Below are 25,797 nucleotides of genomic sequence, written 5' to 3'. Positions count from 1 at the left end.
TGTCCGATTCCCGGTCGAAGCGGGCTCACCATCCGGAGTCCGGCGCTTCCGCGCTTTTCCCTTTCCGGTGTTTCTAACCTTACCAGATTCTTTTTCCGGTCCGTTTCCGGTCCGAATTTCTGAATTCCGGTGGCCGTTGGAGGGCCTTTGCCTTTCGGCGCGTCCCGACTTTATCAGAAGGTCTGAGTCGGAATTTTCGCCGGATCCCGGGCTGCCCGGCGCACGCAGGCGTGCGCGGTGCTTCCCCGTCAGGCGGAGCCGTAAACGTACTGGAGCGGGGCCCCCGATGCAAATCGGGGGCCCCGCTCCGGAGTTCGTGTCCGCGGATCAGACCTCGACGACCACGGGCAGGATCATCGGGCGCCTGCGGTACGTGTCGGAGACCCACTTGCCCACCGAGCGGCGGATGAGCTGCTGGAGCTGGTGCGGCTCCATGACCCCGTCCTGGGCCGACCTGTTGAGCGCGTCCTCGATCTTGGGCACGACGGCGTCGAAGGCGGAGTCCTCGATGCCGGATCCGCGGGCCTGGATGTACGGGCCGCCCGTGATCTTGCCGGTGCTGCTGTCGACGACGACGAAGACCGAGATGATGCCCTCGTCGCCCAGGATGCGGCGGTCCTTGAGAGAGGTCTCCGTGACGTCGCCGACCGAGAGGCCGTCGACGTACACGTAGCCGGCCTGGACCTTGCCGACGATCTTGGCCCGGCCGTCGACGAGGTCGACGACGACGCCGTCCTCCGCGATGACGATGTGGTCCTTGGGCACGCCGGTGAGGGCCCCGAGTTCCGCGTTGGCCCGCAGGTGACGCCACTCGCCGTGCACCGGCATCAGGTTCTTCGGCCTGCAGATGTTGTAGAAGTACAGCAGCTCGCCGGCCGAGGCGTGGCCCGAGACGTGGACCTTGGCGTTGCCCTTGTGGACGACGTTCGCGCCCCAGCGGGTGAGGCCGTTGATCACACGGTAGACCGCGTTCTCGTTGCCCGGGATCAGCGACGACGCGAGGATCACGGTGTCGCCCTGGACGATGCGGATCTGGTGGTCGCGGTTGGCCATGCGGGACAGCGCGGCCATCGGCTCGCCCTGGGACCCCGTGCAGACCAGCACCACCTCGTCGTCCGGCAGGTCGTCGAGCGTCTTGACGTCGACCACCAGGCCCGCCGGGACCCTCAGATAGCCCAGGTCACGGGCGATGCCCATGTTGCGGACCATCGAGCGCCCCACGAAGGCGACCCTGCGGCCGTACTCGTGGGCCGCGTCGAGGATCTGCTGGATGCGGTGCACGTGGCTGGCGAAGCTCGCCACGATGATGCGCTTGTGGGCGTTGGCGAAGACCGTGCGCAGGACGTTGGAGATGTCCCGCTCGGGCGGCACGAAGCCGGGGACCTCCGCGTTGGTCGAGTCGGAGAGCAGCAGGTCGATGCCCTCCTCGCTCAGCCGGGCGAACGCGTGCAGGTCGGTGAGCCGGCCGTCCAGCGGAAGCTGGTCCATCTTGAAGTCGCCGGTCGCGACGGCCATGCCCGCGGGGGTGCGGATGGCGACCGCGAGGGCGTCCGGGATGGAGTGGTTGACCGCGACGAACTCGCAGTCGAAGACGCCGATGCGCTCGCGCCGGCCCTCCTCGACCTCGAGTGTGTACGGGCGGATGCGGTGCTCCTGGAGCTTCGCCTCGATCAGCGCGAGGGTCAGCTTCGACCCGATGAGGGGGATGTCGGGCTTCAGCCGCAGCAGATACGGGACACCACCGATGTGGTCCTCGTGGCCGTGCGTGAGGATGATGCCCTCGACCTCGTCGAGACGGTCCCGGATCGTGGTGAAGTCCGGCAGGATCAGGTCGATCCCCGGCTGCTCCTCCTCCGGGAAGAGGACGCCGCAGTCGACGATGAGCAGACGCCCGTCGTACTCGAAGACCGTCATGTTGCGGCCGATCTCACCGAGGCCGCCGAGCGGGGTGACGCGGAGGCCGCCCTTGGGGAGCTTCGGCGGGGCGCCGAGTTCGGGATGCGGATGACTCAAAAGACTCTCCTCACCACACACGCCACGTACCGCTTGGGCACGTGGCGCGCATGTCATTTCGTGCACTTGCTGTTGTCTGTTATGTCGCTCTCGCGAGTGTTCTTCTCTTATTCAGTTGTGAAGTCTGTGGTTACAGCTCTACCCCGCCGGCGGCGAGATCGATCTTGAGCTGCGCCGTCTCCTGGGCGGTGAGCTCGACCAGGGGCAGCCGCAGCGGGCCCGCGGGGAGGCCCTGGAGCGCCAGCGCCGCCTTCGTGGTGATCACGCCCTGGGTGCGGAACATGCCGGTGAAGACCGGCAGGAGCTTCTGGTGGATCTCGGTGGCCTTCTGCACGTCGCCGCCGAGGTACGCCTCGACGAGGGCGCGCAGGTCGGGGGTGACGACATGGCCGACGACGGAGACGAAGCCGACGGCGCCCACCGAGAGGAGCGGGAGGTTCAGCATGTCGTCGCCGGAGTACCAGGCGAGGCCGGAGCGTGCGATGGCCCAGCTCGCACGGCCCAGGTCGCCCTTGGCGTCCTTGTTGGCGACGATGCGCGGGTGCTCGGAGAGGCGGACCAGCGTCTCGGTCTCGATGGGGACGCCGCTGCGGCCCGGGATGTCGTAGAGCATCACCGGAAGCCCGGTGGCGTCGGCGACGGCCGTGAAGTGGCGGAAGAGACCTTCCTGCGGCGGCTTGTTGTAGTACGGGGTGACCGCGAGCAGGCCGTGCGCGCCGGAGCGCTCGGCCGTGCGGGCCAGCTCGACGCTGTGCCGGGTGTCGTTGGTGCCGATGCCGGCGACGACATGGGCCCGGTCCCCCACGGCCTCCAGGACCGCCCTGACGAGCTGGTCCTTCTCCGCGTCGCTGGTGGTCGGGGACTCACCGGTGGTGCCGTTGACGATCAGGCCGTCGTTGCCTGCGTCGACCAGATGGGCGGCGAGCCGCTGGGCGCCGTCGAGGTCGAGTGCGCCGTCCGCCGTGAAGGGCGTGACCATGGCGGTGAGGACCCTCCCGAAGGGGGTCTGCGGAGTGGAGATCGGAGCCATGGGTAACACGCTACTCGCTGCTCAGGGCCCAGGGAGCCCTCGGGGGGAGACACCGTAGGAGCCCGGCACTGCCTGCTCGGGGGTTCAAGCAGTGCCGGGTCCGTTTGATCAGCCTAGATGAACTTCACGAAACGCCGCAATATGGACACCGCTTACGGGGCTACGCGTCCGTTCTTGTTGAAGGCCGCGTGAGTGAGCGGCATGAGCCGGGCCCAGTGCTCCTCCATCCGCTCCCCCACCATCTCGATCTCGCGCTGCGGGAAGGACGGCACCTTCGCCAGCTCGTGCTGGGTGCGCAGGCCGAGGAAGTGCATCAGCGAGCGGGCGTTGCAGGTGGCGTACATCGAGGAGAAGAGGCCGACGGGGAGCACCGAGCGGGCGACCTCGCGGGCGACCCCGGCGGCCAGCATCTCTTGGTACGCCTCGTACGCCTGTCGGTACGAGTCCTCCATGACGCGGCCGGTGAGCTCGTGCTGGGCCTGCGTGCCCTCGACGAACTCGTACTTGCCGGGGCGGCCCTGCTGGACGAGCCTGCGGGACTCGTCCGGGACGTAGAAGACCGGCTCCAGGCGGCGGTAGCGGCCCGATTCCTCGTTGTACGACCAGCCGACGCGGTGCCGCATGAACTCGCGGAACACGAAGATCGGGGCGCTGATGAAGAAGGTCATCGAGTTGTGCTCGAACGGGCTGCCGTGCCGGTCGCGCATGAGGTAGTTGATGAGCCCCTTGGAGCGCTCGGGGTCCTTGTCGATCTCCTCCAGGGACTGCTCGCCGGCCGTCGAGACGCGGGCCGCGAACAGGACGTCGGCGTCGCCGGCGGAGTGCTTCACCAGCTCGACGGTGACATCGCTGCGGAAGCTGGGCTTTGCGGGCTCGGGGGTCTCGGTCACCGGCGGGGGTCCTTCCAGTCGCGTCGCTCGGGCGGCGCCCACTCTACGGGCCGCCGCCGACAACGCGGACGGGAAGGTCCGCCGGGGGACTTCTTCGACGAATTCGGCGATTCGCGGCACCAAACGGCCCTCTCGTACGTCTGTCTCAATAGCAGCATCCGTTCGAGGGTTCAAGGAGAGCTTCCTCATGTTCCGCCGGCGTGAATCCGTCCCGTTCTCGTTCGTGGCCGAGGCCGACCGGTTCCGCAGCAATGTCGCGCCGCCCCCGCGGGAGCGCACCAGCGTCTCCCAGATGGCCGCCCGCTCGCTCGTCGGGCTCACGATCGTCGCGGGGCTCGTCGGCTCGCTGGTCCTCGGGCTGCCGGCCCTGAGCCCGCAGAGCGCGTCGCACCCCCAGAAGACCGAGGCCGCGAACGGTCACTGAGCGTCGCCGTCCGCACGGACCCCCTGGGGTGGTCGGGCCGGTGATCTCCTCGGTAGCCTCACCGGGCACACCAATCGAGCGTGCTTGTGAGTGAGGATCAGTCGTGCCCCTGCCCTTCCTGACGGCCGACCGCGCGTTTGACGCGGGCGCTGAGGACGTAGCGCTGCCGTTCGACGACCACGACAGCTGGCGGCGGCCGTACCGCCCCGGACCCTGGCGGGTGGGGGCCTCGGCCGCCCTGCTGCTGCTCGCGTCGTTCGTCCTCCTCGCGAGCGTGGTCACCGCGTTCGCCGGGGCGGCGCCCGGCGCCCTCGGATGCCTGGCCCTGGCCGCCGCGATCATCGCCGGCGCCCTGCGGCTGCTGCGGATGGGGGCCTGGGTGAGCCGGCACGGCGTGCGCCGGGTGGGCTTCTTCAGGACGTCGACCATGCCGTGGAGCCAGGTCTCGGCGGTCCGCACGGTCCAGCAGCCGGTGCGGTGGCTCGGGTTCCCGCGCAGGGTGCAGGGGCAGGCGCTGCTCGTCGCGCGCCGGGGCGGTCAGGCCGCGGAGCCGCTGTTCACCGACAGCAACGCGGACTTCCTGGGCCGCCCCGAGGCGTTCGACCGCGCCGCCGACACGGTCGAGGCGTGGGGCGACGAGTACCGCCGCGACTGACGCGCACGGAAACGGGCTCGGGCCCGGCGGCTGTCCACGGCCGCCGGGCCCGAGCCCGTTCGAAGGGGTCCCGCTCAGCCGCCGGACGGACGCGTTCCGGCGGCCTTCGCCGCGTCCCGGCCCGCCCGGGACGGCTGCGCGGCGCCGTGCAGGGCGATGGCCCGCTGCATGGCCTTCCGGGCCCTGGGGGTGTCCCTGGCGTCCTGGTAGGCGACGGCCAGCCGGAACCAGCAGCGCCAGTCGTCCGGGGAGTCCTCGGTCTCCTCGCGGCGCCGGGCGAACACCGCGTCGGCCGAATCGCGGTCGACGCGGCCGGACGGGGTGCGGACCAGCTCGTCGACGGGCAGGCCGCCCTCCGCGTCGAGCTCCGCCGCCAGTGCGTTGGCCCTGGTCACGAACTGGGTGTTCTTCCAGAGGAACCAGACGCCGATCACCGGCAGGACCAGCACCGCGACCCCGAAGGCGATCGTCAGCGGGGTGCCGTGCCTGAGAAGCAGCACACCGCGGCTGCCGACCAGGACGAAGTAGAAGACCAGGACGGCGGCGGTAACGAAGTACGTGATCTTTGCGCGCATGGCGGGGCCGGTCAGTCCACGTCGAGGAAGTGTTCCAGGCCGAACGTGAGCCCGGGAGCGGTCACCACGCGGCGCGCGCCGAGCAGGATGCCCGGCATGAAGCTGCTGTGGTGGAGGGAGTCGTGCCGGATGGTGAGGGTCTCGCCCTCGCCGCCGAGGAGCACTTCCTGGTGGGCGAGGAGCCCGCGGAGCCGTACCGCGTGGACCCGGACCCCGTCGACGTCCGCGCCGCGGGCCCCGTCCAGGGCGGTGGCGGTGGCGTCCGGCTGCGGGGGGAGGCCGGCCTCGCGGCGGGCCTCGGCGATCAGCTGGGCGGTGCGGGTGGCGGTGCCGGAGGGGGCGTCGGCCTTGTTCGGGTGGTGCAGCTCGACGACCTCGGCGGACTCGAAGTAGCGGGCGGCCTGCTGGGCGAACCGCATCGTGAGCACGGCTCCGATGGAGAAGTTCGGCGCGATGAGGACGCCGGTCTCCGGGGAGCCGGCCAGCCAGGCGTTCAGCTGCGCGAGCCGTTCGTCGGTCCAGCCCGTCGTGCCGACGACGGCGTGGACGCCGTGCCGGACGCAGAAGTCGAGGTTGCCCATCACCGAGGCGGGGGTGGTGAGCTCGACGGCGACCTGGGCGCCGGACTCCACGAGGGTCTCCAGCCGGTCGCCGCTGCCCAGGGCGGCCACCAGCTCCATGTCCTCGGCGGCCTCGACGGCTCGTACCGCCTCGGAGCCGATGCGGCCCCGGGCGCCGAGAACGGCCACGCGCAGCTTGCTCATGTGCTCTGCTTCCTTACGGATGGTTGGGTCCTGTGCCGAGTCTCCCACCGGCCCCGCCGGATCCGCGCGGCCGGGCGGGAGGCCCGGCGCACGGCCCGGCGGGCGCCGGGCGCGGCCTCAGGCGACCACTTCGTCGAGGCGGTCGGCCTGCTTGCTCCTGAGCGGGCCGATGACGGAGAGCGAGGGCCGGTGGCCGAGGACCTCGGCCGCGACCGCGCGGATGTCGTCGGGGGTGACCCGCGCCATCCGTTCCAGCATGTCGTCGACCGACATCTGGTCGCCCCAGCACAGCTCGCTCTTGCCGATGCGGTTCATCAGCGCGCCGGTGTCCTCCAGGCCGAGCACCGTGGAGCCGGAGAGCTGTCCGACGGCCCGGCCGATCTCCTCGTCGCTCAGCCCCTCGGACGCCACCCGGTCCAGCTCGTCCCGGCAGATCCTGAGGACGTCGTGGACCTGGCTGGGCCGGCAGCCCGCGTACACGCCGAACAGCCCGCAGTCGGCGAAGCCGGAGGTGTACGAGTAGACGCTGTAGGCGAGGCCGCGCTTCTCCCGCACCTCCTGGAAGAGGCGCGAGCTCATGCCGCCGCCGAGCGCGGTGCTGAGGACGCCGAGGGCCCAGCGGCGCTCGTCGGTGCGGGACAGGCCGGGCATGCCGAGGACGACGTGGGCCTGCTCGGTCCGTCGGTCGATCAGCTCGACGCGGCCCGCGGTGCGCAGGGCGCGGGAGCCGGCGCGCGGGGCGACCGGCACGGCGTCGGTGCGGGACAGCGCCCCGGCGCGTTCGAACGCCTTGCGGACCTGGCGCACGACCGTGGCGTGGTCGATGTTGCCCGCGGCGGCGACGACCAGGTGGGTGGGGTCGTAGTGCCGCTTGTAGAAGCGGGCGATCCGGTCGCGGTCGAGCGCGTTGACGGTGTCGACGGTGCCGAGGACCGGCCGCCCGAGCGGGGTGTCGCCGAGCAGGGTGTGCGCGAACAGGTCGTGCACGCAGTCGCCCGGGTCGTCCTCGGTCATGGCGATCTCCTCGAGGATGACGCCGCGCTCGGCGTCGACGTCCTCGGGGGTGATCAGCGAGCCGGTCAGCATGTCGCAGACGACGTCGATGGCCAGCGGCAGGTCGGTGTCGAGGACCCGCGCGTAGTAGCAGGTGTACTCCTTCGCCGTGAAGGCGTTCATCTCGCCGCCGACCGCGTCGATCGCGGCGGAGATGTCGAGGGCGCTGCGCCGGGCGGTGCCCTTGAAGAGGAGGTGTTCGAGGTAGTGCGTCGCGCCGTTGAGGGCGGGGGTCTCGTCGCGTGATCCGACGTTGGCCCAGATCCCGAAGGTGGCGGAGCGGACGGTGGGCAGGGTCTCGGTGACGATCCGCAGACCGCCGGGGAGGACGGTGCGGCGGACCGTACCGGCGCCGCCGGCGCCCTTGAGGAGCGTTTGGGTACGGGCGACGGCCCGCGCCTTCGAGGAGGCGCGGGCCGTCGTCGCGGGACTACGGGACGTCACTTGGCGGCGTCGTCCTTCTTCTCGGCCTTCTCGTCGTCCTCGCCCTCGATGACCGGGACGAGGGAGAGCTTGCCGCGCGAGTCGATCTCGGCGATCTCGACCTGCACCTTGGTGCCGACGCCGAGCACGTCCTCGACGTTCTCCACGCGCTTGCCGCCGGCGAGCTTGCGGATCTGCGAGATGTGCAGCAGGCCGTCCTTGCCCGGCATGAGCGAGACGAACGCGCCGAAGGTGGTGGTCTTGACGACCGTGCCCAGGTAGCGCTCGCCGACCTCCGGCATGGTCGGGTTGGCGATCGAGTTGATCGTGGCGCGGGCGGCCTCGGCGGCCGGGCCGTCGGCGGCGCCGATGTAGATGGTGCCGTCGTCCTCGATCGTGATGTCGGCGCCGGTGTCCTCCTGGATCTGGTTGATCATCTTGCCCTTGGGACCGATGACCTCGCCGATCTTGTCCACCGGGATCTTGACGGTGATGATCCGCGGGGCGTTCGGGGACATCTCGTCCGGGACGTCGATGGCCTCGTTCATCACGTCGAGGATGTGCAGGCGGGCGTCGCGGGCCTGCTTCAGCGCGGCGGCCAGGACCGAGGCGGGGATGCCGTCGAGCTTGGTGTCGAGCTGGAGCGCGGTGACGAACTGCCGCGTGCCGGCGACCTTGAAGTCCATGTCGCCGAAGGCGTCCTCCGCACCGAGGATGTCGGTGAGGGCGACGTAGTGGGTCTTGCCGTCGATCTCCTGGGAGATCAGGCCCATGGCGATGCCGGCGACGGCGGCCTTGAGCGGCACACCGGCGTTCAGCAGCGACATGGTGGACGCGCAGACCGAGCCCATGGACGTCGAGCCGTTGGAGCCCAGCGCCTCGGAGACCTGGCGGATCGCGTACGGGAACTCCTCGCGCGACGGCAGCACCGGCACGATGGCGCGTTCGGCGAGGGCGCCGTGGCCGATCTCGCGGCGCTTGGGCGAGCCCACGCGGCCGGTCTCGCCGACGGAGTAGGGCGGGAAGTTGTAGTTGTGCATGTAGCGCTTGCGGGTCACCGGGGAGAGGGTGTCCAGCTGCTGCTCCATGCGGAGCATGTTGAGGGTGGTGACGCCCAGGATCTGGGTCTCGCCGCGCTCGAACAGCGCCGAGCCGTGCACCCGCGGGATGGCCTCGACCTCGGCGGCGAGCGTGCGGATGTCCGTGACGCCGCGGCCGTCGATGCGGACCTTGTCCTTGATGACGCGCTCGCGGACCAGCTTCTTGGTCAGCGCGCGGTACGCGGCGGAGATCTCCTTCTCACGGCCTTCGAAGGCCGGGAGGAGCTTCTCGGCGGCGATCTCCTTGACGCGGTCCAGCTCGGTCTCGCGGTCCTGCTTGCCCGCGATGGTGAGGGCCTGGGCCAGCTCGGAGGTGACGGCGTCGGCGAGGGCCGCGTAGACGTCGTCCTGGTAGTCGAGGAAGACCGGGAACTCGCCGGTGGGCTTGGCGGCCTTGGCGGCGAGGTCCGACTGGGCCTTGCAGAGGACCTTGATGAACGGCTTCGCGGCCTCGAGACCGGCGGCGACGACCTCCTCGGTCGGGGCCTCGGCGCCGTCCTTGACCAGCTGGATGGTCTTCTCGGTGGCCTCGGCCTCGACCATCATGATCGCGACGTCGCCGTCCTCCAGGACGCGGCCGGCGACGACCATGTCGAACACGGCCTCCTCCAGCTCGGTGTGCGTCGGGAAGGCGACCCACTGGCCCTTGATCAGGGCGACGCGGGTGCCGCCGACCGGGCCGGAGAAGGGCAGGCCGGCCAGCTGCGTGGAGCAGGAGGCGGCGTTGATCGCGACCACGTCGTAGAGGTGGTCGGGGTTGAGCGCCATGACCGTCTCGACGATCTGGACCTCGTTGCGCAGGCCCTTCTTGAAGGAGGGGCGCAGCGGGCGGTCGATCAGGCGGCAGGTGAGGATCGCGTCCTCGGAGGGCCGGCCCTCGCGGCGGAAGAAGGAGCCGGGGATCTTGCCGGCGGCGTACTGCCGCTCCTCGACGTCCACCGTCAGGGGGAAGAAGTCGAGCTGGTCCTTGGGCTTCTTGGAGGCGGTGGTGGCCGACAGCACCATGGTGTCGTCGTCCAGGTACGCCACGGCGGAGCCGGCGGCCTGCTTGGCCAGGCGGCCCGTCTCGAAGCGGATGGTGCGGGTGCCGAAGGCGCCGTTGTCGATGACGGCCTCGGCGTAGTGGGTCTCGTTCTCCACTAGCGTTTTCTCCGTTACATGTCGTCTGCTCGTCCCCGCGCCCGTGTGGCGGGGGGACGGTTGCGGAGAAGCGCTCCTTCGACGGGCCGGTCTTCGATCGAAGCACCCGGGGATGAGTCCGGGGGCCACTACCGAGGACCGGCGGCGGGGAGTCCGCTTCTCGCTCGTCCGCGGGACGTTCTGCGACCAGGTTACTGAGGTCCGGGTCGGCTTGGCATTCCGGTCGTACGGTTCGGCCCGCCGCGCCCCGTACGCACGTGTGTACGCACAACCGTGCGTACAGCAAAGGGAGCGGTCCGCTCAGTGGCGGGAACCGCTCCCTTCACGGCGTCCTACTTGGCGCCGGCCGCACCGCGGCGGATGCCGAGGCGCTCGACCAGCGCGCGGAAGCGCTGGATGTCCTTCTTGGCCAGGTACTGCAGCAGGCGGCGGCGCTGGCCGACCAGGATCAGCAGACCACGGCGGGAGTGGTGGTCGTGCTTGTGCGTCTTGAGGTGCTCGGTCAGGTCCGAGATGCGGCGCGAGAGCAGCGCGACCTGGACCTCGGGGGAACCGGTGTCACCCTCCTTGGTGGCGAACTCGGCCATGATCTGCTTCTTCGTAGCGGCGTCGAGCGACACGCGGTACTCCTCTTCGGTGTTCGATGCGCCCGCGAGTGCCCCTGGTCCGACCTCAGGGGAGCTTCCGTTACTCGGGGGCGAGGGTCCGATGGGCGCTGCCCCCAGGGTGATCCGGGAGCGCGTACACAAACGGCCGTCACACAGCGTACCAGTCCCCCGTGCGGGGGGCGTACGCCGGTGACGGCCGCGGGTTCGGCGGGGGTCAGCCGGTGAGGGACCTGGCCCTGGTGAAGACGTCCAGGACGGCCAGGCAGAGCGGGACCAGGGAGAGCAGGACGGCGCCCTCCGCGAGGTCGAGCAGACGCCCCCAGAACGGGGAGAGGCCCTTGCGGGGAATGATCAGGCCGATCGCGGTGAGCAGGGCGGCCCCGGCGGCGACGGCCGCGGAGAGCCAGATCGTACGGATGTCGAGGGAGCTGCGGTCGCCGTAGCGGACGAGGTCGAAGAGCGGACCGGCCGGCGGGTGCAGGGAGAGGCCGAGGACCAGCAGGGCGATCGCGCCGATGCCCGCCACCAGGGCGCAGGCGACCTGCGAGGTGTAGCGGAAGAGGCGGGCGCGCAGCAGCATCGCGAGTCCGGCGGCCAGGGCCAGCAGCTGGCCCCACAGGTCGTCGGAGAAGCCGAGGACGGCGGCGCAGCCCACGACGACCGCGGCGCTGCCGCCGACGAGGCCGAGCAGCATCTCGTGGCCGCGGCGGGCCTGGGCCGCGATGCGGTCGGCGTCGACGGGGGCGGCCGGGGCCCCGGGGGCGTCCGGACCCGCGTCCGGGGCGGGGCCGGCGCCGGTGAGGCCGTCGTCGTAGCCGCCGGGGGCGGTGCGCGGCGAGGCGTAGCCGATGGGCAGCCGGGCGAAGCGGGCGGAGAGTCCGGGCAGGAAGGCGACGAGGCCGAGGGCGACCGGGGCGCACACGGCGGCGGTCTCGGTGGCGGACGCCTCGGTGAGGATCGCGACGAAGGTGGCCAGGGTGCCGACGGTGGCGAGGAAGGTCGCCGCGACGAACGGGGCGTCGCCGCTCGGCGTGAGGGCGACCAGGGCGACGGACGCGATCAGCACCGCGACGCAGCCGAGGAGGAACTGGAGCCGGCCGGGGCCCTGGCCGGGGTCCGGGCCGATGACGCCGGATCCGGCGATGAGGACGAGGGGCAGGGCCCCGAGGCCGAGGGCGACGGCGGAGGCCCGGTCCGCGTAGACCCGGGCGCGCACTCCGGCGTACGCGGTCAGCAGGAGTCCGGCGGCGCCGGCGATGACGCCGGGCAGGCTGTGCATGTCGTGCCGGACGGGGTCGGCGAACCAGAGCACGAAGCCCATGAGGAGGAGCAGCAGCACGCCGCCGACCAGGCCCGCGCCGCGCAGCAGGTCGTCGCTCCACAGGTGGCGGTCGCGGGTGACGGCGGAGGCGACCGCGTCGGAGACGTCGTCGAAGACGGCGGGCGGCAGGGACTGGGCGAAGGGGCGCAGGCCGAGGATCTCACCGTCGAGGACCTGCTGCGCGGCGAGGGTGCGGGCGCCGTCGAGGACGGTGCCGTCGCGGCGCACGAGGTGGTATCCGGTGGGTGTGCCGGTCGGCTGGCTCTGCCCGGTGAGGCGGAGGATCTCCGGATAGACGTCGGCTACGGCGATGTCCTCGGGCAGGGCCACATCGATCCGGCTGTCGGGCGCCACGACTGTCACGCGGCAGAAGCCCGTCGCTGCGGTCGAACTCACGTGTCTGGTCCCCCTGATTCGCGGTTGCGCACAGTGCGCGCGCCACCCTACCGGGAGGGGCGCGGGCGGTCTGCACGTAGGATCACCGTCGCGCGGGGGGACGTCCGCGGAGCTTCGGGGAACGGCAGCAGGCCGCGTGCCGCGAAGCCTGCGGCCGGGCCCTCCGGGGAAGCCACGGGGGGCTTCGGTGCGCGCCAGGCCGGCCTTCCGCCCGTCCGTACCGAAGGATTGGTGTTTCGGTGAGCCAGATCGTCGTGAAGCGGCCTCCGCGTGCCCTGCCACCGGAAGTCCCCATGGACGAGGTGACGTTGGAGTCTCCTCCCGAGCTGCCCCGGGGGCAGCAGGAGGGGATGCTGATGCAGATCCTGCCGGTGCTCGGCATGGGTTCGTCGGTGGTGTTCTTCTTCTCGCCCCAGGCGCCTCCGTTCATGCGGATCATGGGTGTGCTGATGCTGGTCTCGACGGCCGGCATGGTGATCGCGCAGCTGGTCCGGCATCGCCGGGGTACGCAGGGGCAAATGGCCGATGTCCGGCGGGACTACCTCAAATACCTGGCGCAGACGCGGCGTACGGTGCGCCGGACGGCGCGGGCGCAGCGGGACGCGCAGCTGTATCTGCAGCCCGCACCGGAGCAGTTGTGGTCGGTGGTGGCCGAGGGCAGCCGGGTGTGGGAACGGCGCGTCGGGGACGACGACTTCGGCCAGGTGCGGCTCGGGCTGGGGGTGCAGCAGCTGTCGACGCCGCTGGTCGCGCCGGACACCGCTCCGGTGGACGAGCTGGAGCCGATGTGCGCGGGGGCGATGCAGCGGTTCCTGGCGGTGCACGGGTCGTTGGACGGGCTGCCGATGGCGGTGTCGATGCGGGCGTTCTACCACGTGACGGTCTCCGGGCAGCCGGAGGCGGCGCAGTCGGCGGCGCGGGCGCTGGTCGCGCAGCTGGTGACGCTGCACTCCCCCGAGGACCTGGTGGTCGCCGTGGTGGCGGCGGGGGGCGCGGTGGAGCGCTGGGACTGGACGAAGTGGCTGCCGCACGCGCAGGCGCCGGGGCAGGTCGACGGGGCGGGCACGAAGCGGCTGTTCGGGGACGACCTGGGCGAGCTGGAGCAGTTGCTGGCGGGGCGGCTGGAGGGGCGGCCGCGGTTCGGCCGGGACGGCCAGCCGCTGCTGGACCAGCCGCACATCGTGGTGGTGCTGGACGGCGGGATCGTGCCGCCGGACTCGCTGTTCGCGGCAGCCGAGGGCCTGCAGGGCGTGACGATCGTCGAGGTGGTGCCGGGCGAGCTGGACGAGCCGCGCGGCGGTCTCTCGGTGGTGGTGCGGCCGGGGATGCTGCGGCTGGAGTCGGGCGCCGGGATGGTGTACGAGGGGGTGCCGGACGGTCTCTCGCTGCCGGCGGCCGAGGCGCTGGCCCGGCAGCTGGCGCCGCTGCGGATGGGCGGGGGCGACGACGACGAACCGCTGCTGGCCAACCTGGACTTCACGGATCTGCTGAATCTGGGCGACGCGGCCTCGGTCGACGTGGCGCGGACCTGGCGGCCGAGGTCGGTGGCCGAGCGGCTGCGGGTGCCGATCGGGGTCGGCGAGGACGGCCGGCCGGTGATGCTGGACCTGAAGGAGGCCGCGCAGGAGGGCATGGGCCCGCACGGGCTGTGCGTCGGGGCCACGGGTTCCGGCAAGTCGGAGCTGCTGCGGACGCTGGTGCTGGGGCTAGCGGTCACGCACTCCTCGGAGACGCTGAACTTCGTGCTCGCGGACTTCAAGGGCGGCGCCACCTTCGCCGGGATGTCGCAGATGCCGCACGTGGCGGCGGTCATCACCAACCTGGCGGACGATCTGACGCTGGTGGACCGGATGGGCGACGCGATCCGCGGCGAGCTGCAGCGCCGACAGGAGCTGCTGCGGTCGGCGGGCAACTACGCCAACATCCACGACTACGAGAAGGCCCGGGCGGCGGGCGCGGCGCTGGAGCCGCTGGCCTCGCTGGTGCTGGTCATCGACGAGTTCTCCGAACTCCTCACCGCCAAGCCCGACTTCATCGACATGTTCATCCAGATCGGGCGGATCGGGCGTTCGCTGGGGGTGCATCTGCTGCTGGCCTCGCAGCGCCTGGAGGAGGGCAGGCTGCGCGGGCTGGACACGTATCTCTCGTACCGGATCGGTCTGCGGACGTTCTCGGCGGCGGAGTCGCGGACGGCGCTGGGGGTGCCGGACGCGTACCACCTGCCGTCGGTGCCGGGTTCCGGGTATCTGAAGTTCGGCACGGACGAGATGACCCGGTTCAAGGCGGCGTACGTGTCGGGGACCTACCGCACGGGCGGCCCCGATCTGTCGGTGGGGGCGCTGCCGATCGAGCGGCGGGCGGCGGTGTTCAGCGCGCTGCCGGTGCCGGTGGTGTACGCGGCGCCGGATCCGGCGCACGTGGTGGCCGCCCGGACGAGCGCCGAGGACGACGCGCTCGCGGACACGGTGCTCGATGTGATCGTGCGGCGGCTGGAGGGGCAGGGGGTGCCGGCGCACCAGGTGTGGCTGCCGCCGCTGGACCGGGCTCCGGCGCTGGACCAGTTGCTGCCGGGGCTGGCGCCGACCGCGGAGCGCGGGTTCACGGCGACGGAGTACACGCGTCCGGGCGGGCTGACCGTGCCGCTGGGGCTGATCGACAAGCCCTTCGAGCAGCGGCGCGAGGTGCTGTACACGGACTTCTCGGGGGCGGCGGGCCACATGCTGGTGGTCGGCGGTCCGCAGTCCGGGAAGTCGACGCTGCTGCGGACGCTCATCTCGTCGTTCGCGCTCACCCACACCCCGCACGAAGTGCAGTTCTACGGGCTGGACTTCGGCGGTGGCGGTCTGGTCTCGCTGGCGGAGCTGCCGCATGTGGGCGGGATGGCGTCGAGGCTGGATCCGGAGCGGGTGCGGCGCACGGTCGCCGAGGTGGTCGGGGTGCTGAACCGGCGCGAGGAGTTCTTCCGCGCCCATTCCATCGACTCGATCGCCACCTACCGGCGCAAGCGCGCGCTGGGCGAACTGCCCGGCGAGGCCTGGGGCGACGTCTTCCTGGTGGTGGACGGCTGGGGCGGTTTCCGGTCCGAGTACGAGCTGCTGGAGCAGACGGTCACCGACATCGCCTCGCGCGGGCTGGGCTACGGAATCCACGTCGTCGTCACGGCCGCCCGCTACATGGAGGTGCGGGCGGCGCTGAAGGACCAGATCCTGGGCCGGCTGGAGCTGCGGCTGGGCGACGTCATGGACTCCGAGTTCGACCGGAAGGTGGCGGCCAATGTGCCGGCCGGGGTCCCGGGCCGGGGCCAGGTGCCGCAGAAGCTGCACTTCATGGGGGCGTTGCCGCGCATCGACTCCTCCAGCGACGCCTCGGACCTCTCCGAGGGCACGGCGGCGTTCGTGTCGGCGGTGAAGTCGCACTGGTCGGGTCCGTCGGCGCCGCCGGTACGGCTGCTGCCGCGCAAGCTGCCGGCGGATCATCTGCCGAAGGGCTTCGAGTTCCCGCAGCACGGCATCGCGTTCGGGATCGACGAGACCGCGCTGGAGCCGGTGTTCGTGGACTTCGAGACCGATCCGTTCTTCCTGGTCTTCGGGGAGAGCGAGTCGGGCAAGACCAACCTGCTGCGGCTGATCGCCCAGCAGATCTCGGAGCGGTACTCCCCCGACGAGGCGAAGCTGGTGGTCGGGGACTACCGGCGGGGCCTGCTGGGCGCGCTGCCGGAGAGCCATCTGCTGGAGTACGCGCCGATGGCGAGCTCCATGCAGATGCACATGGAGGCGCTGGCCGGGGTGTTCTCGCGCCGGCAGCCGCCGACGGACGTCACCCCGCAGCAGCTGCGCGACCGGAGCTGGTGGAGCGGTCCGCAGATCTTCATCATCGTCGACGACTACGACCTGGTGGCGACGAGTTCGGGCAACCCGCTGGCGCCGCTGGCGGAGTACCTGCCGTTCGCCCGGGACACCGGGGTCCGTTTCATCATCGCGCGCAACTCGGCCGGGGCGTCCCGGGCGATGTACGAGACGTTCATGCAGCGGATCAAGGAGCTGGGCGCGCAGGGCGTGGTGCTGTCCGGCGACCCGTCCGAGGGCGATCTGCTCGGCACGGTGCGCGGTCACGCGATGCCGCCGGGGCGGGGCTACTTCGTCTCGCGGCGCCGGGGCAACCCGCTGGTGCAGATCGGACGGCTGCCGGAGCAGCGGTGACGGGGCGGGGTGGGGGGGGGGGGGGGGGGGGCCCCCCCCCCCCCCCCCCCCCACTCCCCCTCTTGAACACGTTCAGGGACGAGCATAGAGTCATCGTCGCGCACGGTTGAACGTGTTCAAATCGGTGGATCCGATACGGCCCGGCGGCCGGATCCCTCACGAAGGCAGGTCCGCATGAGCACGCTCACCTATCCCGAGGCCGGCGCCACCCGGCTCGGCCCGCTCCCCGACGGCTACGACCACCTCCACCACCGGGCGCGAGTCGGGCGCGGACGGGCCGACTTCGAGGCGGCGGGCGCCGCGGTCACCGACTGGCGCATGCACCGCGCCGCCGGGGCCCGCGTCCGCGCCTCGGCCGCCCGCGCCGAGCCCGGGGTCCGGGTCCGGGTCTCCCTGGGCGTCGGCCCCTTCGGGCTCACCGCGCCCTGCCGGGTGGTCTGGGCGGCGTACGAACCGGACCGCGTCGGCTTCGGCTACGGGACCGAGGCCGGGCATCCGGAGCGCGGCGAGGAGTCCTTCGTGGTGGACCTGGCGGACGACGGGACGGTGTGGTTCACCGTCCTGGCGTTCAGCCGCCCGGCCGCGTGGTACGCCCGGCTCGCCGGGCCGCTGGTGCCGGTGGTCCAGCGCTGGTACGCCCGGCGGCTCGGCGCCGCGCTGCGCCGCGTCGTCGACGAGGGGCGCGGCGCGGCGGGCTGAAGGGCCGGGACGCGCCGCCGGGCCGATACTGGAGGTGATGCAGTGGTTCGCCGCGGACGGGTACTGGCTCAGCCGGCTGATCTTCCAGCGGGCCCTGGCCGGTGTGTACCTGTTCGCCTTCCTGACCGCCGCGCTCCAGTTCCGGGCGCTGATCGGCGAACGCGGCATGCTGCCGGTGCCCGACTTCCTGCGGCGCACGGACTGGCGGGACGCCCCCGGCCTGTTCCGCCTCCACTACTCCGACCGATTCTTCGCGTGCGTCGCCTGGACCGGCTGCGCGCTCGCCGTGGCCCTGCTCGCGGGCGCGGACTCGTACGTCCCGCTCTGGGCGGGGATGGTGTTCTGGGCGCTGCCGTGGGCGCTGTACCTGTCCATCGTCCAGGTCGGCCAGACCTGGTACGCCTTCGGCTGGGAGTCGTTGCTGCTGGAGACCGGCTTCCTCGCCGTGTTCCTCGGCAACGCGCACACGGCCCCGCCCGTCCTGGTGCTGTGGCTGCTGCGGTGGGTGCTGTTCCGGGTGGAGTTCGGCGCCGGGCTGATCAAGATCCGGGGCGACGCGTGCTGGCGCAGGCTGACGTGCCTGTACTACCACCACGAGACGCAGCCGATGCCGGGCCCGCTGAGCTGGTTCTTCCACCATCTGCCGAAGCCCGTCCACCGGGCCGAGGTGGCGGCGAACCATGTCACGCAACTCCTGGTGCCGGTGCTGCTCCTCACCCCGCAGCCGGTGGCGAGCGCGGCCGCGGGGCTGATGATCGTCACCCAGTTGTGGCTGGTCCTCTCGGGGAACTTCGCCTGGCTGAACTGGCTGACGATCACCCTGGCCCTGTCCGCAGTCGACTGGTCCCTGTTCACGGCGCCGCCCGCGCAGTCCGCGCCGCCCCTCTGGTACGAGAGCGTCGTCATCGCCGTCGCCGCGCTGGTGGTCGCCCTCAGCTACCGCCCGGCGCGCAATCTGATCTCCCGCCGCCAGGTGATGAACCGCTCGTTCGACCCGCTGCACCTGGTCAACACCTATGGCGCGTTCGGCAGCATCAGCCGGGTCCGGCTGGAGGTCGTGGTCGAGGGCACGGACGAGACGGTGCTGCACGAGGGCACGGTCTGGCGGGAGTACGGCTTCCGCGGCAAGCCGGGCGATCCACGCCGGCTGCCCCGCCAGTTCGCCCCGTACCATCTGCGGCTGGACTGGCTGATGTGGTTCGCGGCGCTCTCGCCCGCCTACGCGGGCCCCTGGTTCGGGCCGTTCGTGGAACGGCTGCTGGAGAACGACCGGGACACCCTGCGGCTGCTGCGCCGCAACCCATTCCCGGACGCCCCGCCCGCCCACGTCCGCGCCCGGCTGTACCGCTACCGGTACACGACCTGGCGCGAGCTGCGGGCCACCGGGCGATGGTGGCACCGGACCCTGGTGCGGGAGTTCATGCCGCCCGTCGCCCTCGCCGCCCCGGGGCAGGGCCGGGCCGGGCGGTACTCCTGATGCCGAGCGGCCCGGCCGGCACTGAAACCGAGGGGGCGGTCGCCCGCCGGTCCGCCCCGCGCGCACCGGGCACGGGGAGCTCCGGACGCCCCGCACGCCAGGGCTCCGGGCCGCCCCGCGCGAAGGGGGCGGCCCGGAGCCGTGGTGCGGAGGGGGTCAGTCGATGCCGGGCAGGATGTGCGGCTCGGCGAGGTCGTCCTCGTAGCCGGCCAGCCGGATGGGCGCCGACCTGGCCCAGACCTCGATGTTCCGGAGCTTCTCGGGCTGTCGCGCCCGTTCGCCCCGGCGCTCGGCCGGCGGCTTCTCGTGCTTCGTCAGTTCTGGTGTCGTCACCGCGCACTCCTTCGTGTCGCGAAACCCGGGGGCGCCGCCGACGTCCCGGCCTCGTTCCGGGAGTCGGCCACCCGTGCGGGGCAGGGAAAAGAACGGTTCGGTCGCGGTGGCGCCGGATACGGGGCGGGGCGGAGACTCGGTTGACGAGCCTGCCCCAGGACGGTCGGAGAGGGTTTTGTGGACTCCCCGATGACGTCCGTTCGCATCAGAGTAACCAAATGAGCACGTTCCCGCTCGATGGAACGTATGGCATGGCTCACTTTCAGCCACTTTCACGGAAAGGACCCGGCCAGAAACGGGGTTCCGGCCGGGTCCTGCGGGGCTGGTGCGCATGCCGCACCGATAACGCTGCCGGGCGACGGACGCGCGTTCGGCTACCAGTTGGCGGGCGCGTAGTCCTTGAGGAAGCAGCCGTACAGGTCCTCGCCCGCCTCACCGCGCACGATCGGGTCGTAGACGCGGGCCGCGCCGTCGACCAGGTCGAGCGGGGCGTGAAAGCCCTCCTCCGCGAGGCGGACCTTGTCCGGGTGCGGGCGCTCGTCGGTGATCCAGCCGGTGTCGACGGCGGTCATCAGGATGCCGTCCCTCTCGAACATCTCCTGGGCGCTGGTGCGGGTGAGCATGTTCAGCGCGGCCTTGGCCATGTTGGTGTGCGGGTGACCCGCTCCCTTGTAGCCGCGGCTGAACACGCCTTCCATGGCGGAGACGTTGACCACGTAGGCGCGCTTGGCCGCGGTCGCCGCCATGGCCGGGCGGAGCCGGCTGATGAGGATGAACGGGGCGGTGGAGTTGCAGAGCTGGACCTCCAGCAGCTCGATCGGCTCGACCTCGTCGACCGTCTGGATCCAGCTGTTGGAGTCGTGCAGGTCGGGTACCAGACCGCCCGCGTCGATCGCCCGGCCGGCCGCGATCCGTTCCAGCGAGGCGGACCCGCTGACCAGGGCGAGGTCAGTGACGTCCTGCGCGCTCAGCCCGTGCTCGCGGGCGGCCGGCAGGGCGGCGACCCGGTCGACGGAACCGCTGCCGAAGGTGCCGATGACCTCGGAGGCGGGCAGCTCCCCGGCCGGCAGCGGGGCGGACTCGGCCTTGACCAGCTCGCTGTACGCGTTGGCGGAACGGCGCACGGTCTGCGCCGCGTTGTTGATCAGGATGTCCAGCGGGCCCTCGGCGGCGACGGAATCGGCGAGCGCGACCACCTGGGCCGGGTCCCGGAGGTCTATGCCGACGATCTTCAGCCGGTGGATCCACTCGTCGCTGTCCGGCATCGCCTTGAACCGGCGGATGGCGTCACCGGGGAACCGGGTGGTGATGGTGGTGTGCGCGCCGTCGCGCAGCAGCCGCAGCGCGATGTACATGCCGATCTTGGCGCGGCCGCCGGTGAGCAGCGCGCGCCGCCCGGAGAGGTCGGTGCGCGCGTCGCGGCGGGCCCGGTTCTCCTTGGCGCACGACGGGCAGAGCTGGTGGTAGAAGGCGTCGACCTCGACGTACCGGGTCTTGCAGATGTAGCAGGACCGGGGGCGCTGGAGGATGCCGGCGATCTCGGAGGTGGTGGAGGACGACGGCAGGACGCCGTTGGTCTCGTCGTCGATGCGGTCCGCCGAACCCGTCGCGGTGGCCTCGGTGACGGCCTTGTCGTGGGCGGTCTTGGCGGCGCGGCGCTCCTGGCGGCGGCGCTGCTTCACGGTCCGGTAGATCCCGGCCGTGGCGCGGCGCACGACGACCGCGTCGGGGTGGTCGATCTCCAGGCTGTCGAGCTCGTCCAGCACGCTCAGGCAGACGGCCAGCCGCTCCGGGTCGATGCCGGGACCGAACTCCTCAGTTCCGGAAGCGAGCTCCGGGCCGTCCTCTGTCACCGTCACTGCCATTCCTCTGTCACTCGTCGCTCGTGGCGGGGACCGCCGCGTCTGCTCCTGCCGGGCGGGAAGGAAACGCCCCGGTCAAGTCTGCCATGCACCGCGCGCTGCTCCGTTCGCGTGACCGGGCGGCACGGACCCCCGCGCCCGGCGGCCGTCCGGATGGGCGCCACGGGGTCGGCGGGGTGGGCACGCCCCGGCGGTTCCGTCATGGACTGGTCACATATGCTTCCCTCCGGCGCGGCGGGATCCGCCGGTCCTTCCCGGAGTGGGATCGTCCGTCGCGGGTAGGCGAGCGTCGAGAAGCTGTCATCGGACACCCTGCGTCGCCCTGGCTGGAGCACATGAACGAACAGGTCACCTCGCGACCGGCCGGCCGCCCCCGACCGGACGGTCCCACGGAGGTTCTGCACAGCGCCGAGGTGTTCGACGGCGAGCCCGGCTGCATCGCGCGGGCCCGCGCCCTGGCCGAACGCTTTCTGGGCCGGCTGGCCGCCGAATGGCTCGCGGTGTTCGGCGAGCGCACCCGCGGCGATCTGCTGCTGGCCGTGAGCGAACTGGTCACCAACGCGGACCGCTACACCCAGGGCCCGTATCTGCTGGAGCTGGAGGGCACCGCGGAGCGCGTCAGCGTCACGGTGTACGACAGCAGCACGGCCCTCCCCCTGTTCTTCTCGCCGGACCCGGCGCGCCCCGGCGGCCACGGAATGGAGATCGTGGTGGCGCTGTGCGACCGACTGACCGCCGAACGCGTGCCGGTGGGCAAGCGCATCCGCGCCGAGTTCGAGCTGAGCAGTTGAGCTGTGGGGCGGTCGGGACGCCGTCCGCCCCACGACCACGCCCGCACCCGTGGCGGGCCGGGCGCGGACGCCGAGATCGGTCCGCGGGACGTCCGGCGATGCCCGGGCCCGCCGACGACTGGACGCCCCGCAACCACCTCATGACGGCCCGTCAGGTGCTGTCGAGGCGTCGGGGCCGCCTCCCGGTCCCGGCCCGGCCGCGCGCCGGCCCCGCGTCCGGCGTCCGGGCGCAGGAATGACGAGGCGTCAGGCGGGCGCGGTGCGCCCGGCGCCCCCGAAGACGCAGTCGCCGCACAGGCCCCCGGCGGGGCACCGGTAGTAGAGGCAGCAGCTGTGCCGCCGGAACGCCGTGTCGTGCGGAGCTCCGGTGTTCCGCAGATCCGGGTGGTCGAAGAGTTCGGCCGTCAGCGCCCGGGCCCGCGCGGCCGCGTCGGGGCGGTGGTGGGTGCGGGCCCAGCCGACGATCTGCCCCAGGGCGCCCGCCAGCGCCGACCCCGCGTTGCCCCACAGCAGCCGGTCCGACAGCGGGCCGTCCCGGTGGATCGCCTCGGCCAGCGGCGCCAGATGGCCGTACTGGACCGCCTCCCGTATCCGCTCGGCGGTGGCGGGCAGCGTGTCCGGCCGGTCCAGCCACAGGTCGTCGGGGGACGTCGCCCCCGAGTCCCAGCACAGGGCCTCGGGCGACAGGTCGGGGAAGCGGCCGGTCAGCGCCGCCGGGCCGAGGGCGAGCGACCAGAGCCGGGCGGCGAGCCCCAACTGCGCGATGGAGGCGGCGACCCTGCGCTCGTCGGTGCGGTGCCGGGCCGCGACCGCGTCGATACGCGACGTCAGCGACGCCTGCTCCCCCGCGTACAGCAGGGCCAGCGGGCGCGCCGACTCGGGCGGTGCGGTGGTGCGCAGCGCGAAGAAGCCGCCCAACGACGCCCCAGACGCCCCAGACGCCCCAGACGCCCCAGCGGAATCGTCCGTCACGCCGTGCCCTCCCCGTCCTGTTTCCGCCGTCGGCGGCACCACGCGCCCTCCGGTCGTCGTGCCCGGCGTTCACCGTACCTCCTCGGAACGATCTCTCCGGGGCGCTGCACGGGGAGTAACGTCGACGGGAGAGGGACACCGTGACCGGTCCGTACGACCGGAGCAGTACGCGTGATCGCCGCCTTAAGGACGACGACGCGGCGGCTCCGAGGAGACATCGTGGTGCACATGAGTTCCCTTGCGCTCTCCGTGCTCCTGTCGTTGGTCTCGGCCGTCGCCTACGCAGCTGGGGCGATCGTCCAGGAGCATGTGGCCGCGGCCGGGGACGGCCGCCCGCTCGATCTGGTGCGCAATCGCGTCTGGTGGGCGGCCGTGACGCTGAACGGGGCGGGCGCGGTGCTCCATGTACTGGCGCTGGCGTTCGGCCCGCTCACCCTGGTGCAGCCGCTCGGCGCGCTGACCATCGTCTTCGCCCTGCCGATGGCCGCGGTGTTCGTACGCCGCCGGGCAGGGGCCACCGCGTGGCGCGGCGCGGTGCCGGCGACCGCCGGTCTGGCGGGCCTGCTCGCGCTCACCGGGGACAGCGGGGCGCTCACCCTGAGCGGCCCGGACCGGCTGGGGCTCGCCGGGGTGACGCTCGGAACGCTCGGCGCGCTGCTCGTCCTCTCCCGAGGGATGCGTCGGCCGGTGACGCGCGGTGTGGTCCTGGCCGTCGCCGCGGGCATCGCGTTCGGCATGGCGTCGGTGTTCACCAAGGAGGTGGCGGACCGGTGGAGTTCGGGCGCGCTGGCCGCCGGTGTGACGTCGCTGCCGGCGATAGCCGTGTTCGCCGCCGCGGGGCTGCTGCTGTCCCAGACCGCGTACCGCGGGGCCGGGCTGGCCGCCCCGCTGGCCACGGTGACCGTGGTGAATCCGGCGATGGCCGCGGCCGTCGGCATCACCCTGTTCGACGAGCGGTTCCGGTACGGGACGACGGGCGCCGTGCTCGCGCTGGTGTGCGGCGCGGTCGCCGCCGGCGGGATCGTCCTCCTCACGACGGAGCGGCCGGGCACCGGGCTCGGCGCCGGGCGCGCCGACGGCTCGGGGAGCGCCGGAAACGCTCACGAGACCGGGGACGTCCTGGACGCTCGCGAGACCGGGGACGCCGCGTACTCCCGGAGCGCCGCGAGCACTTGCGGGGCCCGCGCCGCGGCGAGCGCCGACGCGGGCCCGACCGCCGATGACACGACCGAGGACACCGACGGCACGGGCGGCGTGGACGAGGGCATGGCCGGCGTCGTGACCGCCGGGAGCGCCGTCCCGGGGAGCGGCGACGCCGGGCCTCTCGCACCGGTCCCCGCGCGGCGGAACGGGATGGACGACGACCTCGGCGCAGCCGGGCCCCCGGCAGCCGTTCAGACGCTGACGCCGCCCGCCCTGAGGTAGGCCAGCGGGTCGATGTCCGAGCCGTAGCCGGGCCCGGTGCGGATCTCGAAGTGCAGGTGCGGGCCGGTGACGTTCCCCGTGGAGCCCGAGCGGGCGATCCGCTGGCCGGCGGAGACGTGCCGCCCCTCTCGCACATGGAGCGCGGACAGATGCGCGTACTGGCTGTACTTGCCGTCGCCGTGCCGGATGACGACCTGGTACCCGTACGCGCCCGCCCAGCCGGCCGAGACGACGGTGCCGGAGCTGATGGCCTTCACCGTGGTGCCGGTGGGGACCGGGAAGTCGATGCCGGTGTGGTACCCGCTGGCCCAGGCGCCGGCCCGGTGGTACGGGGTGCCGATGCCCGCCGCCACGGGGGCGACGAGACCCGGGCGGTTCTCCGACCGCGAAGGGTGGCGCGTCTCGGTCCTGCCCGGGCGCGGTGCGGGTTTCGCGACCTGGTGCGAGGGCTTCGCGGCCGGGCGCGGTGCGGGCTTCGCGACCTGGTGCGAGGGCTTCGCGGCCGGGCGCGGTGCGGGCTTCGCGGCCTGTTGTGAGGGCTTCGCGGCCGGGCTCGCGGGCTTCGCGGCCTGGTGCTCCTTCTCGGCCCGGTGCTGCTCGGTGGGCGCGGGCTGTCCGCCGCCCGTCCGTTCGGCGGCGAGGGCCTTGGCCTGTTCCGTGGCCCGGGACGGTTTCGCGGCCCCCTGCCGCTGCTCGGCGGCCCGCTCGCGGGCTTCGGTGATCCGGCCCTTGGCCGCGGCGGCTCGGCCGCCCTGCTGCTCGGCCGCGCCGTCGTGGGGTCTGGCCTCCTGGCGCTGCGGCTCCGCCCTGCGGTGCGCCTCCGCCACCGGTCTCGTCTCCGGCTTCGCCTTCGCCGCCGGGCGGGCGCCGGAGCCCGAGCCCGTTCTCGGCGCCCGGGCCGTGTCGAGGCTCAGGCGCTGGCCGGGGAAGATGAGGTCCGGGTCGTCGCCCACCACATCACGGTTGGCCGAATAGAGGCGCTGCCAGCCGCCCCGGACGCCCTCGCTCTCCGCGATCGCCGAGAGCGAGTCGCCACGGGCCACGGTGTACGGCTCGTGCTTCCCGGACGCGGTGGCCGGCGTGGCCGGAGCGGCGGTCCGCTTGGGCGCGGCCTGCGTCTTCGCCTTCGCCTTCGGCTTCGTCTGCGCCTTCGTCTTCGCGGCCGGCGACGGAGCGGAGGTCCGCACATGACTGCTGTGCTCCGACTGCGGGGCGACGCCGGCGGACTTCCCGCCCGCGGTCAGCCCGGCGCGTGTCGAGCAGTGCGGCCAGGCGCCGGGCCCCTGCCCCTTGAGCACCTTCTCGGCGACGGCGATCTGTTCGGCCCTGGTGGCCAGGTCGGCGCGGGGGGCGTAGACGGTGCCGCCGTAGGCCGCCCAGGTCGACCGCGAGAACTGCAGACCGCCGAAGTAGCCGTTGCCGTTGTTGATGTGCCAGTCGCCGGTGGACTCGCAGGCGGCGACCTTCTCCCAGACGTCCGGTGACGCGGCACCCGCGGAAGCCGCCGTGATGAGCGGGAGCGCGAGGCCCGCGCCACCGGCGGTGATGGTGAGCGAGGCACGGTTCAGCAGGCTGGGCCGGTATCTGCGGTGCCGTCCGGTTGCGGCCATGATGTGGCTCCCCCACTGGCTGTAGGACACGTCGCAA

General features: G+C 72.4%; 20 protein-coding genes. 7 read left to right on the top strand and 13 right to left on the bottom strand.

Translation table 11 applies throughout. The features are described from left to right. Positions 1-327 precede the first annotated feature (327 nt). The 3 genes from WA762_RS29480 to thyX all read right to left on the bottom strand — a co-directional run bounded on the left by WA762_RS29480 (position 328) and on the right by thyX (position 3,933). Positions 328-2,013, bottom strand: coding sequence for a ribonuclease J (locus WA762_RS29480; RefSeq protein WP_335939676.1), 1,686 nt, complete (start codon positions 2,011-2,013; stop codon positions 328-330). A gap of 130 nt (positions 2,014-2,143) precedes the next feature. After that, positions 2,144-3,043, bottom strand: a complete 900-nt coding sequence (gene dapA, locus WA762_RS29475; RefSeq protein WP_335939674.1) for a 4-hydroxy-tetrahydrodipicolinate synthase — start codon at positions 3,041-3,043, stop codon at positions 2,144-2,146. A 152-nt stretch (positions 3,044-3,195) separates the two neighbouring features. After that, a complete protein-coding gene (gene thyX / locus WA762_RS29470; RefSeq protein ID WP_335939672.1) occupies positions 3,196-3,933 on the bottom strand; it encodes an FAD-dependent thymidylate synthase in 738 nt (245 codons plus the stop codon). A gap of 187 nt (positions 3,934-4,120) precedes the next feature. Between thyX and WA762_RS29465 the strand changes: the two genes are divergently transcribed. After that, positions 4,121-4,357, top strand: coding sequence for a hypothetical protein (locus tag WA762_RS29465; protein WP_335939671.1), 237 nt, complete (start codon positions 4,121-4,123; stop codon positions 4,355-4,357). Positions 4,358-4,460: 103 nt separating this feature from the next. Next, positions 4,461-5,012, top strand: coding sequence for a hypothetical protein (locus WA762_RS29460; RefSeq protein WP_335939670.1), 552 nt, complete (start codon positions 4,461-4,463; stop codon positions 5,010-5,012). Between the two features lie 74 nt (positions 5,013-5,086). On the opposite strand, the gene WA762_RS29455 is transcribed toward WA762_RS29460, so the two are convergent. The 6 genes from WA762_RS29455 to eccD form a co-directional block, all read right to left on the bottom strand. After that, entirely contained in the window at positions 5,087-5,587 is a 501-nt protein-coding gene (locus WA762_RS29455; RefSeq protein WP_335939668.1) for a tetratricopeptide repeat protein, read from the bottom strand. A gap of 11 nt (positions 5,588-5,598) precedes the next feature. Beyond that, the gene (dapB, locus tag WA762_RS29450) at positions 5,599-6,351 is read right to left on the bottom strand and encodes a 4-hydroxy-tetrahydrodipicolinate reductase (RefSeq protein WP_335939667.1); all 753 of its coding nucleotides are present in this window, start codon (positions 6,349-6,351) and stop codon (positions 5,599-5,601) included. A gap of 117 nt (positions 6,352-6,468) precedes the next feature. Next, positions 6,469-7,848 carry a M16 family metallopeptidase gene (locus WA762_RS29445; RefSeq protein ID WP_335939665.1) on the bottom strand — a complete coding sequence of 460 codons (1,380 nt, stop codon included), beginning with the start codon at positions 7,846-7,848 and terminating at the stop codon, positions 6,469-6,471. Then, positions 7,845-10,067 (bottom strand): polyribonucleotide nucleotidyltransferase, encoded by a 2,223-nt coding sequence (locus WA762_RS29440; protein WP_335939663.1) that lies wholly within the window; start codon positions 10,065-10,067, stop codon positions 7,845-7,847. Before WA762_RS29440 ends, WA762_RS29445 begins: the two co-directional genes overlap by 4 nt. 332 nt (positions 10,068-10,399) lie before the next feature. Further along, on the bottom strand, positions 10,400-10,687 hold the full coding sequence (gene rpsO, locus WA762_RS29435) for a 30S ribosomal protein S15 (protein ID WP_335939661.1): 288 nt from the start codon (positions 10,685-10,687) through the stop codon (positions 10,400-10,402). A 202-nt stretch (positions 10,688-10,889) separates the two neighbouring features. Further along, complete coding sequence (eccD, locus tag WA762_RS29430) at positions 10,890-12,392, bottom strand: type VII secretion integral membrane protein EccD (RefSeq protein WP_335939659.1); 1,503 nt, start codon at positions 12,390-12,392, stop codon at positions 10,890-10,892. Positions 12,393-12,631: 239 nt separating this feature from the next. Between eccD and eccCa the strand changes: the two genes are divergently transcribed. The 3 genes from eccCa to WA762_RS29415 all read left to right on the top strand — a co-directional run bounded on the left by eccCa (position 12,632) and on the right by WA762_RS29415 (position 18,767). Beyond that, positions 12,632-16,591 carry a type VII secretion protein EccCa gene (gene eccCa / locus WA762_RS29425; RefSeq protein WP_335939657.1) on the top strand — a complete coding sequence of 1,320 codons (3,960 nt, stop codon included), beginning with the start codon at positions 12,632-12,634 and terminating at the stop codon, positions 16,589-16,591. A 174-nt stretch (positions 16,592-16,765) separates the two neighbouring features. Next, positions 16,766-17,290, top strand: a complete 525-nt coding sequence (locus WA762_RS29420) for a DUF1990 family protein (protein WP_335939655.1) — start codon at positions 16,766-16,768, stop codon at positions 17,288-17,290. 37 nt (positions 17,291-17,327) lie between these two features. Beyond that, the gene (locus WA762_RS29415) at positions 17,328-18,767 is read left to right on the top strand and encodes a lipase maturation factor family protein (protein WP_335939653.1); all 1,440 of its coding nucleotides are present in this window, start codon (positions 17,328-17,330) and stop codon (positions 18,765-18,767) included. 156 nt (positions 18,768-18,923) lie between these two features. Here WA762_RS29415 and WA762_RS29410 read toward each other — a convergent pair whose 3' ends face one another. Together WA762_RS29410 and WA762_RS29405 are read right to left on the bottom strand one after the other, a co-directional pair. Then, complete coding sequence (locus tag WA762_RS29410) at positions 18,924-19,100, bottom strand: hypothetical protein (RefSeq protein ID WP_335939651.1); 177 nt, start codon at positions 19,098-19,100, stop codon at positions 18,924-18,926. Positions 19,101-19,474: 374 nt separating this feature from the next. Then, positions 19,475-20,959 carry an SDR family NAD(P)-dependent oxidoreductase gene (locus WA762_RS29405; RefSeq protein ID WP_335939649.1) on the bottom strand — a complete coding sequence of 495 codons (1,485 nt, stop codon included), beginning with the start codon at positions 20,957-20,959 and terminating at the stop codon, positions 19,475-19,477. Between the two features lie 338 nt (positions 20,960-21,297). On the opposite strand from WA762_RS29405, the gene WA762_RS29400 reads away from it, so the two are divergent. Then, positions 21,298-21,753 carry an ATP-binding protein gene (locus WA762_RS29400; protein WP_335939648.1) on the top strand — a complete coding sequence of 152 codons (456 nt, stop codon included), beginning with the start codon at positions 21,298-21,300 and terminating at the stop codon, positions 21,751-21,753. A gap of 246 nt (positions 21,754-21,999) precedes the next feature. Here the strand turns inward: WA762_RS29400 and WA762_RS29395 are convergent, their stop codons facing one another. Next, positions 22,000-22,671: an IucA/IucC family C-terminal-domain containing protein gene (locus WA762_RS29395; RefSeq protein ID WP_443080711.1), complete on the bottom strand. Its 672-nt coding sequence runs from the start codon at positions 22,669-22,671 to the stop codon at positions 22,000-22,002. A gap of 282 nt (positions 22,672-22,953) precedes the next feature. Between WA762_RS29395 and WA762_RS29390 the strand changes: the two genes are divergently transcribed. Beyond that, positions 22,954-24,150 carry a DMT family transporter gene (locus tag WA762_RS29390; protein WP_443080710.1) on the top strand — a complete coding sequence of 399 codons (1,197 nt, stop codon included), beginning with the start codon at positions 22,954-22,956 and terminating at the stop codon, positions 24,148-24,150. Here WA762_RS29390 and WA762_RS29385 read toward each other — a convergent pair. Beyond that, positions 24,120-25,760, bottom strand: a complete 1,641-nt coding sequence (locus tag WA762_RS29385; RefSeq protein ID WP_335939643.1) for a transglycosylase family protein — start codon at positions 25,758-25,760, stop codon at positions 24,120-24,122. The genes WA762_RS29390 and WA762_RS29385 overlap by 31 nt on opposite strands. Positions 25,761-25,797 lie beyond the last annotated feature (37 nt).

Source organism: Streptomyces tyrfis, from assembly GCF_037034285.1.
Lineage (GTDB): Bacteria > Actinomycetota > Actinomycetes > Streptomycetales > Streptomycetaceae > Streptomyces.
The sequence above is the reverse complement of the archived record's forward strand: the minus strand, read 5'-3'. Positions and strand labels throughout refer to the sequence as shown.

Bases quoted from the DNA above. Each gene is read 5' to 3' on its own strand.
- dapA (WP_335939674.1), bottom strand. From the start codon at position 3,043: ATGGCTCCGATCTCCACTCCGCAGACCCCCTTCGGGAGGGTCCTCACC.
- WA762_RS29465 (WP_335939671.1), top strand. From the start codon at position 4,121: ATGTTCCGCCGGCGTGAATCCGTCCCGTTCTCGTTCGTGGCCGAGGCC.
- WA762_RS29455 (WP_335939668.1), bottom strand. From the start codon at position 5,587: ATGCGCGCAAAGATCACGTACTTCGTTACCGCCGCCGTCCTGGTCTTC.
- dapB (WP_335939667.1), bottom strand. From the start codon at position 6,351: ATGAGCAAGCTGCGCGTGGCCGTTCTCGGCGCCCGGGGCCGCATCGGC.
- WA762_RS29420 (WP_335939655.1), top strand. From the start codon at position 16,766: ATGAGCACGCTCACCTATCCCGAGGCCGGCGCCACCCGGCTCGGCCCG.
- WA762_RS29415 (WP_335939653.1), top strand. From the start codon at position 17,328: ATGCAGTGGTTCGCCGCGGACGGGTACTGGCTCAGCCGGCTGATCTTC.
- WA762_RS29400 (WP_335939648.1), top strand. From the start codon at position 21,298: ATGAACGAACAGGTCACCTCGCGACCGGCCGGCCGCCCCCGACCGGAC.
- WA762_RS29390 (WP_443080710.1), top strand. From the start codon at position 22,954: ATGAGTTCCCTTGCGCTCTCCGTGCTCCTGTCGTTGGTCTCGGCCGTC.
- WA762_RS29385 (WP_335939643.1), bottom strand. From the start codon at position 25,760: ATGGCCGCAACCGGACGGCACCGCAGATACCGGCCCAGCCTGCTGAAC.